We start from the raw sequence: 11,068 nt of genomic DNA on the forward strand, positions 1-11,068 counted from the left end.
ATGAATAATGAAGCTTTAATAGACTCTTTTTCAAATTTTAAGTACGAAAAAAAAATAGATCAAGTCAGTTTAATTGCAATTATAGAAGATTCTATAAGAAGTGTTTTGAAAAAAAAATATGATTCATCTAAAAATTATGATATTATAGTGAATCCAGAACAAGGTGATTTAGAAATATGGAGAAATAGAAAAGTAGTGAAAGATGGAGAATTAAAAAATATTAATCAAGAAATAGAGTTGTCTAAAGCTAGAAAAATAGAAATAGATTTTGAAATTGGAGAAGAAGTTTCAGAACAAGTTGAACTACAATCTTTAGGAAGAAGATCTATTCTTGCATTAAAACAAAATTTATTATCAAAAATTAATGAATATGATAACACTAATACTTATAATAAATTCAAAAAAAAAATAGGAGAAATTATAAATGCCGAAGTGTATCATGTTTTACCTAAACAAATTATCATGAAAGATGAAGAACAAAACGAATTAGTTCTTCCTAAACAGGAACAAATTCCAACAGATTTTTTTAGAAAAGGAGATCCTATTAGAGGTTTATTGAAAAAAGTAGAATGGAAAGATAGTAAACCTTTTGCTATTATTACTAGAACAGATGAAAAGTTTTTAGAAGAACTTTTCAAATTAGAAATTCCTGAAGTCTCTGATGGATTAATTACAATAAAAAAAGTAGCACGTATTCCAGGAGAAAAAGCAAAAATAGCTGTAGAATCTTACGATAATCGTGTAGATCCCGTAGGTGCTTGTGTTGGAATGAAAGGTTCTAGAATTCATCCAATTGTTAGAGAATTAAAAAATGAAAATATAGATGTTATTAATTATACATCTAATATTCAATTATATATAACAAGATCCTTAAATCCTGCTAAGGTTTCTATGATGGAAATTAATGAAGATAAAAAGTATGTTAATGTATATGTAAAATTAGACGAAATCTCTAAAGCTATTGGAAAAGGTGGGCAAAATATTAGATTAGCTAGTCAATTAACTGGATATAAAATTAATATATTACGAGAATCATATTATGAAGATGATGTTGAATTAACAGAATTTTCTGATGAAATAGAACCACAAATTATCAATAAATTTTATTTAGCAGGTTTAAATACAGCAAAATCAATTTTGAATTGTAATATACATGATCTTATGATACAAACTAAATTAGAAGAAAAAATTATTACTAATGTAGTTAATATATTAAAAAAAGAATTTGAAGAAGAAAAGAATTAAATAATAAAAATATATAAAAAATAAATTTTAACTCACTTATTATTATAACATTAAATTGGTTTTGTTATTATGACTCATAAAATACGATTAAAAACAGTATTAACTAAATTAAATATCTCTTTACAAAGAGTGCTTGATTTTTTGAAAAAAAAAGGCATTAAAATAGAAAATAATCCTAATTCTAAAATTGAAGACAAAATTTATCAAATTTTAGTTAAAAAATTTCAATCTCAAAAAACAATTAGAGATAATTATGAAAAAATTTTTTTAAAAAAAAAATTAGAAACTAAAAAAATTCAAAAAGAATTATCAAAATCTCAACCTAAAATTATTCGTGCTAAAATAAATCATTTTATAAAATTTAAAAAATTAGGAAAAATAGATATTAATCAATATGATAAAGAAAAACAAGAAAGAACTAAAGATATTTCTAAATTAGAAATACATACTAATAATTCTCGAATAATAGAAAAAAAACATAAAAAAAAACCAGAACATATAGACACAGTTTATCAAAAATTAGATGGTGTTATGTTAACTGGAGATAGAATTGATTTATCTCAATTTGAAAAGAAAAAAACTAAAGTAAAAATTAAAACAAAACGAAAAAGAATTAAAAAAGAAATTTTAATTGATGATATCAAAAAAAGTAAACAATTAAATAATAATAAAAAACATTATTCATACAAATTCGATAAACACAGAATAAAAAATAATAAAATAAAATTTGAAATTACTGATAAAGTAGTCAATAAACAAATTAAAGAAACATTAGAAAAATTATCATCAAGAAATATTAAATCAAAATCATCAAAAATTAAAAAAGAAAAAAAATTACAAAAAAAAGAAAAAAATAATTTATTAAAAGATAATAATAATACAGAAAAATCTATAAAATTAGCTGAATTTACTACTGTTAATGAATTATCATCTATGATGAAAGTTAATCCTGCAGATATAATTGTTGCTTGTATGTCTTTAGGTATTATGGTTACAATGAATCAAAGATTAGATGCTGAAATTATTACTTTAGTTGCAGATGAATTTGGATATAATGTAGAATTTGTAGGAATAGATTTAGAAGAATCTATACAACAACAAGAAGATATTATTGATAATACTACAGAACAAGATTTAATAACAAGACCTCCAATTATTACCGTAATGGGGCATGTAGATCATGGAAAAACATCTTTATTAGATTATATACGACAAACTAATGTTATTGCAGGAGAATATGGAGGTATTACTCAACATATATCAGCTTATAATGTAAAATATAAAAATAATTATAGTATAACTTTTTTAGATACACCTGGTCATGAAGCATTTACAGCAATGAGAGCAAGAGGAGCTCAAATTACAGATATTGCAATTATTATGATTGCATCTGATGATCAAGTTATGTTACAAACAAAAGAAGCTATCAGTCATGCTCAAGCTGCAAATGTTCCTATTATATTTGCATTCAATAAAATTGATAAATCAGAATCTAATACAAATAAAATACGAGAACAATTAGCTAATATTAATTTATTGGTAGAAGAATGGGGTGGAAAATATCCTTCACAAGAAATATCTGCAAAATTAGGGACTGGAATTGATCAATTATTAGAAAAAGTATTATTAATAGCTGAACTTTTAGAATTAAAAGCTAATCCAAAAAAAATGGCTACAGGTACAATTATCGAAGCTTCTTTAGATAAAGGAAGAGGTTATGTAACAACTATTTTAGTACAAAATGGAACTTTAAAAATCGGAGATTATGTATTAGCAGGATTTCATCATGGAAAAGTAAAAAATATTTTAGACGAACGTGGAAAAAGTATTTCATCTGCTGTACCATCTCAACCAGTTACTATATTAGGATTAAACGGGACTCCTTCATCTGGAGATAAATTTAAAGTATTTTTAGATGAAAAATTTGCAAAACAATTAGCTACTAGAAGAGAACAATTACAAAGAGAACAAAATATAAGATCTCAAAAACATTTAACATTAGACGATATAGGTAGAAGAATTGCATTAGGCAATTTTAAAGAGTTAAAAATTTTACTTAAAGGAGATGTAGATGGATCTGTAGAAGCAATTTCTGATTCATTAGAAAAATTATCTACTAAAAATATTATGATCAATATCATTCATAAAGGTGTAGGTTCTATTACAGAATCTGATATTTTGTTAGCAAGTGCCTCAGATGCAATAATTATCGGATTTAACGTTCGTCCTACTCATGGGATCAATCATATAATAAAAAAAGAAAATATAGAAATACGAATTTATTCTATTATATATGATGTAATTAATGATTTTCAAGAAGCAATAAAAGGAATGTTATCCACTGAAATAAAAGAAAAAATTTTAGGAAATGCAGAAGTTAGAGATATGTTTAATATTCCTAAATTAGGAATTATCGCTGGATGTATCGTTACAGAAGGAAAATTAATTCGTACATCAACAATTAGATTAATTAGAAATGGTATTGTAATTTATACTGGAGAATTAATTTCATTAAAACGATTTAAAAAAGATGTTAAAGAGGTATCAAAAGGATATGAATGTGGTGTTATAATTAAAGATTATAATGATATACAAAATGGTGATATTATTGAAGTATATCAAAAATACTCTAAATAAAATTAATGATTTATGATTTATAGAACACATAATTGCGAAGAACTTAGAATCGAAGATATAGGCAAAGTAGTAATTTTATCTGGATGGATCCAAAAATTACGAGATTTAGGATCATTAATATTTATAGATTTGAGAGATTATTATGGTATTATACAATTAACTGTATTAAAAAACAAATTACAAAATACAATTGCTAATATAGAAAAAGAATTTTTAATAAGAGTGCATGGAGAAGTAAAAAAAAGAAAGTCTATAAATTATAATTTATCAACTGGAAAAATAGAAATTTTAATATCTAAATTAGAAATATTAAATCATTCTGCTCAACTTCCTTTTACAATAGAAAATAAAACGGATGGAAATGAAGAAAATAGAATGAAATATAGATATTTAGATATTAGAAGAGCTCCTATTAAGAATAATTTAATTTTTAGACATAAAATTTCTTTAGAAATAAGAAATTTTATGTCTAAAAATAATTTTCTAGAAATAGAAACACCAATATTGATTAATTCAACATCTGAAGGAGCAAGAAATTTTGTAGTTCCTTCTAGAATACTACCTAAAAAATTTTATCATCTTCCTCAATCTCCTCAATTATTCAAACAATTATTAATGATTGGTGGAATAGATAAATATTTTCAAATTGTAAAATGTTTTCGTGATGAAGATCCACGTTCAGATAGACAGATAGAATTTACTCAAATAGATTGTGAAATGTCTTTTATAGAATTTGATGATATATTATTATTTTTTGAGCATTTTATTAAACATTTGTTTAAAAAAATGAAAAATATAGAATTAAATACATTTAAAAAAATGACATATTATGATGTTTTGCAAATATATGGAACAAATAACCCAGATCTTAGGATAATCACTAAACTATTACAAAATCATATTAAGTATTTAAAAAAAGACTTTATAATAGGAATTAATATTCCAAATTATTTTCATCTTAATAATAGTCAAATTGAGTATATTTTACAATATATTAAAAATTATAATAATGTGATTGATAATGTTCTTTGGATAAAATATCTTAAAAATAAAACATTTTTCTTTCCAAAAGAAAAATGGAAAATTACATTGCATAATAAAATTTTAATACAACTTATTAAATATTTTGAATTACAACCTGAAGATATCTTATTTATTATTTGTGGAAAACAAAATCACATAATGAAAATATTACCATTAATTCAAAAAAAAATATATCATATTGTAAATATTAATAAATGTAATATTTTTAAACCATTATGGATTATAGATTATCCACTTTTTACATGGGATATAGAAAAACAGAAGTATACATCATTTCATCATCCTTTTACAAGTCCAAAACAAAAAGATATTGTTTTATTATTAAATAATAATATTACCAATAATTTAAATAATATTCTCTCTCAATCTTATGATTTAGTTATTAATGGAGTTGAAATTGGTAGTGGATCTATAAGAATTCATAATCAAAAATTACAAAAAAAAATTTTTCAATATTTAGGGTTATCAAATACAGATATTGAATCTGAATTTGGATTTTTTATTAAATCCTTTCAATATGGAACTCCACCTCATGGTGGAATTGCATTTGGATTAGATCGATTAATAGCTGTTATGTTAGGTGAAATAGATAATATGAAAAATGTTATTCCATTTCCAAAAAACAATTATGGACAAGATATAATGACAAATTCTCCTTCTTTTTTAACAGCAGAAAAAATAAAAGAATTACACTTATGATAATTGTTTTTTATTATATCTAATAACGGATTCTTTATAAATTAAAATAGCAATTTCTTTAGATTTCCAATCACCTATTATTACTTTTTTATATTCTAAATCCTTATAAACCGAAAAAAAATGTTCAATTTCCTTTTTATCATGATTAGATATATCATCAATATCTTGAATATGATTATAATGTGGATCTGAAATAGGAACACAAATAATTTTTTCATCATCTCCTTTTTCATCTTTCATAAAAAAGATCCCTATTGGTTTAACTTTAATTAAACATCCTGGTATCGTAGGTTCTGTTAAAAATACTAATACATCTAATGGATCTCCATCTTTTGCCAGAGTTTTGGGAATAAACCCATAATCTCTAGGATAAAACATAGCAGAATGTAAGACTCTATCTAATCTCATTTTATTATGAATTTTATCAAATTCATATTTATTTCTACTACCTTTAGGTATTTCTATTAAAACATCAAAATATATCATACTATTTTAGTATTGTAACAATTAAATTTTTCTAAATAAACAGCTACTGTTTTAGCAAATCCCCCCCCTAATACGCCATCTATCACACGATGATCATAAGAATGAGATAAATAAATTTTATGTCTTATTCCAATAAAATCGCCATTAGGAGTTTCTATAATTGATAATTTTTTTTGGATCAATCCTATTGCCATAATAGCTACTTGAGGTTGATGAATAATAGGAGTTCCAAATAAATTGCCAAAACTTCCAATATTACTGATTGTATATGTGCCTCCTTGTATTTCTTCTGGATTCAAATGATTAGATCTTGCTCTTTTGATTAAATCATTAATAATTTTTATTAATCCTCCTAAACTGTAAGAATCTGCATATTTAATAACAGGAACAATAATAGTTCCATTTGTTAATGCAGTAGCTAATCCTATATGGATATTTTTTTTTTTTATTATTTTATTTCCATTAACCGAAATATTAATCATTGGATGGTCTTTAATCGCTTTCACTACACATTCTACAAAAACTGACATTAAAGTTAATTTTTCTCCAGTCCTTTTTTGAAAAGAATCTTTTATTTTATTTCTCCATTTCACTATATTAGTTACATCTGCTTCTACAAAAGAAGTAACATGAGCAGATATTTTTTTACTTTCAATCATATTTATTGAAGTAATTTGTCGAATTCTATCCATTTCAATAATTTTTTCATATTTTTCTTTATTGTCTTCCATAATAATAGAAGTCAAATTTGATTTGGAATAAGAAATTAAATGATTTTGCTTTGATTTAATATATTTTACTATATCTGTTTTAGTTAACCTATTATTTTGTCCTGTTCCAGGAATAGAATTTAATTCATACAAACTTAGTCCTGTTTTCTGAGCAATCAATCGAACAAATGGAGAATAAAAACGATTCATATTTAATTCGTCTTTACTTTCAATTTCTAAAATTGCAATATAAGATCCAACTTGCACTACTTGATTAGTAGTAAATAATATTTTTTTTAATTTTCCATTAATAGGAGAATAAATTTCTGAATCTATTTTATCTGTAGCTATTTCTACTAACAAATCTTCTTTTTTAATAGTATCTCCTTCTTTTTTTAACCAACGAATGATAGTAGCCTCAGCTATACTTTCACCCATAGCTGGAAGGGTCAAATTATACTCGGCCATCTAAATTTGTTATTTTATATTTTATTTTTTAAGATAAAAATAATAAATTCATTTTAAAAAATGAAAATTCTTTCTTCATCTCAAATTAAAAAATTAGAACAAACTTGTATTGATAACGAACATATTTCTTCTATTGATTTAATAGAAAGAGCTGCTACATCATGTTTGAATTGGATTATCAATCATAAACAATTATTATTTAATACATTAAAAAATATTATAATATTAGCAGGTAAAGGAAAAAATGGTGGAGATGGTATAACTTTAGCTAAAAAATTATATTTATATGGATATTATAATATTACTATATACATAGTGAATATTGCTAATAATGCATCTAATGAATTTTTAATTCAAAAAAAAAAAATTACTAAATATGGTATTAAAATAAAATATATCGATAAATATCAAAAATTTCCTATATTTAATCATACATATGATATTTTATTAATTGATGCAATCTTTGGTATTGGATTTAATAGACCAATAATAAGTACATATTGGATATCTTTTTTTAATTATATTAATAATCAACAATTTAGAATTGTAATATCTATTGATATTCCATCTGGATTATTAATGAAAAAAGAAGATAATAATGTAACTATTATTAAAGCTACTTATACATTAACTTTTCATTTTCCAAAATTATCATTTTTTTTACCTGACTATTCAGATTATATTGGAACATGGTATTTATTAAATATTGGATGGAAAGATAATTATGTTCATAATATAATTACAAATTATTTTTTTATTGATAAAAAAATAATTTGTAAAATATATAAGAAAAAACGGAAAAAATTTACACATAAAGGAACTTATGGACATGGACTACTAATTGGAGGATCATATGGAATGATAGGATCTATGGCTCTTGCATCAAAAGCAAGTTTCAAGACTGGAATTGGAAAATTAAGTGTATATATTCCACGTTGTGGATATCAAATTTTGCAACAATTTATTCCAGAAGCAATAGTACAAACAGATAATAATAATTTTTTTATACAAAAAATTCCATTATCTTTCAAAGTAAATTCAATAGGAATAGGTATGGGAATCGGTGATAAAAATGAACAAACATCTAATGCAGTTAAAAGTTTTTTATTATATCAAAAAAAATATGGAAAAATTCCTATAGTTATTGATGCTGATGCTCTTAATATATTATCTAATCAATTAAATTTTTTAAATTTTATTCCAAAAAATACAATTATTACTCCACATCCAAAAGAATTTTATAAATTATGTGGATCATGGAAAAATGATTATCATAAATTAGAAATTTTAAAACATTTTTCTCAAAAAAATAAAATTTTTTGTGTATTAAAAGGAGCACATTCTATAATATCTACTCCTGATGGAGATTTATATTTTAATAGTACTGGAAATCCAGGAATGGCAACAGCAGGTACTGGAGATGTTTTAAGTGGAATTATTACTTCATTATTATCTCAAGGATATTCTCAAAAAGAAGCATGTATATTTGGAGTATATCTTCATGGATTATCAGGTGATCTAGCTGCATTCAATCACAGTGAAGAATCTATAATAGCAGAGGATATTATTAATTATCTTGATCTTTCTTATAAAACAATAAATAATTATTAATTTTTAAATAAAGTTTATAATAAAAACTTGAAAAAGTATAGAATAAACAATAATTATAATTAACGTAAATAAACTTATTGTTGCAATAAAATCTCCATATTTTATATAAAAAGTTTTTTTATTATTAATTTGAATTTTATTCAATAATGCACCTTCTTTTCCATATGGTAAAAAATCAATAATATCACCTGTTTCATTAATAAAACAAGAAACTCCAGTATTTGCGGATCTTGCTATACATTTTCTATTTTCAATTGCTCTAAGTCTTGCATAAGATAAATGTTGTTTATACCCTTGTGAAATCCCCCACCATCCATCGTTAGTAATAATAACCATTAAATTGGAATTTGTTTTTTTAAAAAATTTAGATACATATTCACCAAAAACAGATTCATAACAAATAATAGATGCTATTTTAATTCCAGATTGTTTATCAAAAAAACTAATTGGATTGGTTTCTATACTATGTTCTAAAACAGTTCCACCAAAATTAAGTAATATTTTTCCTAAAATTGGAAATAAAAATTTTTTATATGGAAATGTTTCTACTGCAGGAACCAATTTAGATTTATGATGAATTTGAATTTTTTTTGAATTTGAAGTTATATAAATTGCAGAATTAAATATATCTATCCATTTTATTTGATTTCGTTTTTTATCCAAAAAAAATTTATTTGAGCTTTTCCTATATTTTTTGTCAGAAATTGAATATAATTCTATTCCTGTAATAAATGACGTATATGAATTTTGATGTAAATATTGTTTTAAATAATAAATAATGTGATTTTTTTCTAAATTTTCAATAGAAATTTTGGTGTCATTTCCAGGTAATGTTGTTTCAGGTGCAATAATATAAAGATTATTTGTATAAACATTATTATTATAATTAATTAATTTTTTATTAATTAACTTTTGTAAGTGAGCAATTAATGTATTTGTTGATATATTATATTTTTTATAATATGGATCAATATTAGGCTGTAATATTAATACATTAATAAATTTATTTTCTTGTATTTTTTTATGTAATTTATCATAATTAAAATATATATAATTTGATATTATAATAACAAATATAATGATATATATATTATAAGATATATTGTTATAAAAACATAATTTTTGTCTAGAATATTGAAATTTTATAATAGAATTTAATAATCCTATATTTACAATCCATATCCATACTGTTCCACCTAAAATTCCTGTATATTCATACCATTGAATATATTTTATATAATTAGCAAATCCATTGCCTAAATTTAACCATGGCCAAGATAAATCCCATTCTAAATGTATTTTTTCAAATAAAATCCATAAACATACTAAAAATAATTGACATATTCTTTCATCATTAAAATATTTTTTAATATATGAATACAATAAAAAAACAGAAGACATACATATAGAATTTAAAAAAATTGGGATTAAATATGTAATTAACCATGCAGATTCTCCATTAGGTTTTTTTGCATTAGATAACCAACTAGTAGCAATAGCATTCCAAATTAAAAAAGTAATAAAAGAAAAACAAAAAACTTTGCTAGAATAATTAGTAGCATAATTAAATAAATAGTTCTCTACATATAATAGAGGAATAAATCCTATAAATAAATAAAATGGATTTCCATAGGTTGGCCAACCTAATCCTAATAAAATTCCTGAAAAAAAACTGCAAAAAAAAATTTGATAATTATATAAAAAATATGGATTAATATTCAAATATTATTTTCAATCATTTAATTAGTGGAACTGGCGGGATTTGAACCCGCGTCCAAAAAGAATTAAAAAAAGGGTTCTACATACTTATCCAAAAGGAATTTTTTCATATTAATATTGATTTTTGGATATCAAAATTAATATTAGATTCCATAATAATAAAGATAATATAAGAATCATTTATTATCTTTATCCTTATTATATTATTAAGTATCTTATTTATAGAAATATAAGGAAATTTCTATTAAAGATATTTTGCTTCTGTCAAACAGATAGTGCTATAATATTATAATATTATTAAGCAGCAAAAGCGTATTGTGTTTCGCCATTTATATATTATTTGTAACGTTGTTTTTACGTGTAAAACCTTACGTAACACGATATGCTTATCTTTTATTAATCATCTTTATGTCTAATCCAAAAATCAGTCCCATATCATTGTTTAAATT

7 protein-coding genes and 1 other RNA gene are annotated in these 11,068 nt (G+C 22.9%); 4 read left to right on the forward strand and 4 right to left on the reverse strand.

The features are described from left to right. The 3 genes from nusA (at window position 1) to aspS (ending at window position 5,625) form a co-directional block, all read left to right on the forward strand. Window positions 1-1,245, forward strand: a complete 1,245-nt coding sequence (nusA, locus tag H0H38_RS00005) for a transcription termination factor NusA (RefSeq protein ID WP_185872759.1) — start codon at window positions 1-3, stop codon at window positions 1,243-1,245. A 69-nt stretch (window positions 1,246-1,314) separates the two neighbouring features. Next, on the forward strand, window positions 1,315-3,882 hold the full coding sequence (gene infB / locus H0H38_RS00010) for a translation initiation factor IF-2 (protein WP_185872760.1): 2,568 nt from the start codon (window positions 1,315-1,317) through the stop codon (window positions 3,880-3,882). A 12-nt stretch (window positions 3,883-3,894) separates the two neighbouring features. Further along, window positions 3,895-5,625: an aspartate--tRNA ligase gene (aspS, locus tag H0H38_RS00015; protein ID WP_185872761.1), complete on the forward strand. Its 1,731-nt coding sequence runs from the start codon at window positions 3,895-3,897 to the stop codon at window positions 5,623-5,625. Here the strand turns inward: aspS and H0H38_RS00020 are convergent. Further along, a complete protein-coding gene (locus H0H38_RS00020; RefSeq protein WP_185872762.1) occupies window positions 5,620-6,111 on the reverse strand; it encodes an inorganic diphosphatase in 492 nt (163 codons plus the stop codon). The two genes, aspS and H0H38_RS00020, sit on opposite strands and share 6 nt — an antisense overlap. Beyond that, window positions 6,108-7,289 (reverse strand): dihydrolipoamide acetyltransferase family protein, encoded by a 1,182-nt coding sequence (locus H0H38_RS00025; RefSeq protein WP_185872763.1) that lies wholly within the window; start codon window positions 7,287-7,289, stop codon window positions 6,108-6,110. Before H0H38_RS00025 ends, H0H38_RS00020 begins: the two co-directional genes overlap by 4 nt. A 60-nt stretch (window positions 7,290-7,349) precedes the next feature. On the opposite strand from H0H38_RS00025, the gene H0H38_RS00030 reads away from it, so the two are divergent. Beyond that, entirely contained in the window at window positions 7,350-8,900 is a 1,551-nt protein-coding gene (locus H0H38_RS00030; RefSeq protein ID WP_185872764.1) for an NAD(P)H-hydrate dehydratase, read from the forward strand. Window positions 8,901-8,903: 3 nt separating this feature from the next. On the opposite strand, the gene lnt is transcribed toward H0H38_RS00030, so the two are convergent. Both lnt and ssrA read right to left on the reverse strand, forming a co-directional pair. After that, complete coding sequence (gene lnt, locus H0H38_RS00035) at window positions 8,904-10,622, reverse strand: apolipoprotein N-acyltransferase (RefSeq protein ID WP_238785401.1); 1,719 nt, start codon at window positions 10,620-10,622, stop codon at window positions 8,904-8,906. A gap of 22 nt (window positions 10,623-10,644) precedes the next feature. Further along, window positions 10,645-11,051: a transfer-messenger RNA gene (gene ssrA, locus H0H38_RS00040) on the reverse strand. Window positions 11,052-11,068: the final 17 nt, after the last annotated feature.

Source organism: Blattabacterium cuenoti, from assembly GCF_014252355.1.
In the GTDB taxonomy this organism is placed as follows: domain Bacteria; phylum Bacteroidota; class Bacteroidia; order Flavobacteriales; family Blattabacteriaceae; genus Blattabacterium; species Blattabacterium cuenoti_AD.

Coding starts and splice junctions, on each gene's coding strand:
- infB (WP_185872760.1), top strand. CDS start 1,315: ATGACTCATAAAATACGATTAAAAACAGTATTAACTAAATTAAATATC.
- H0H38_RS00025 (WP_185872763.1), bottom strand. CDS start 7,289: ATGGCCGAGTATAATTTGACCCTTCCAGCTATGGGTGAAAGTATAGCT.
- H0H38_RS00020 (WP_185872762.1), bottom strand. CDS start 6,111: ATGATATATTTTGATGTTTTAATAGAAATACCTAAAGGTAGTAGAAAT.
- aspS (WP_185872761.1), top strand. CDS start 3,895: ATGATTTATAGAACACATAATTGCGAAGAACTTAGAATCGAAGATATA.
- nusA (WP_185872759.1), top strand. CDS start 1: ATGAATAATGAAGCTTTAATAGACTCTTTTTCAAATTTTAAGTACGAA.
- H0H38_RS00030 (WP_185872764.1), top strand. CDS start 7,350: ATGAAAATTCTTTCTTCATCTCAAATTAAAAAATTAGAACAAACTTGT.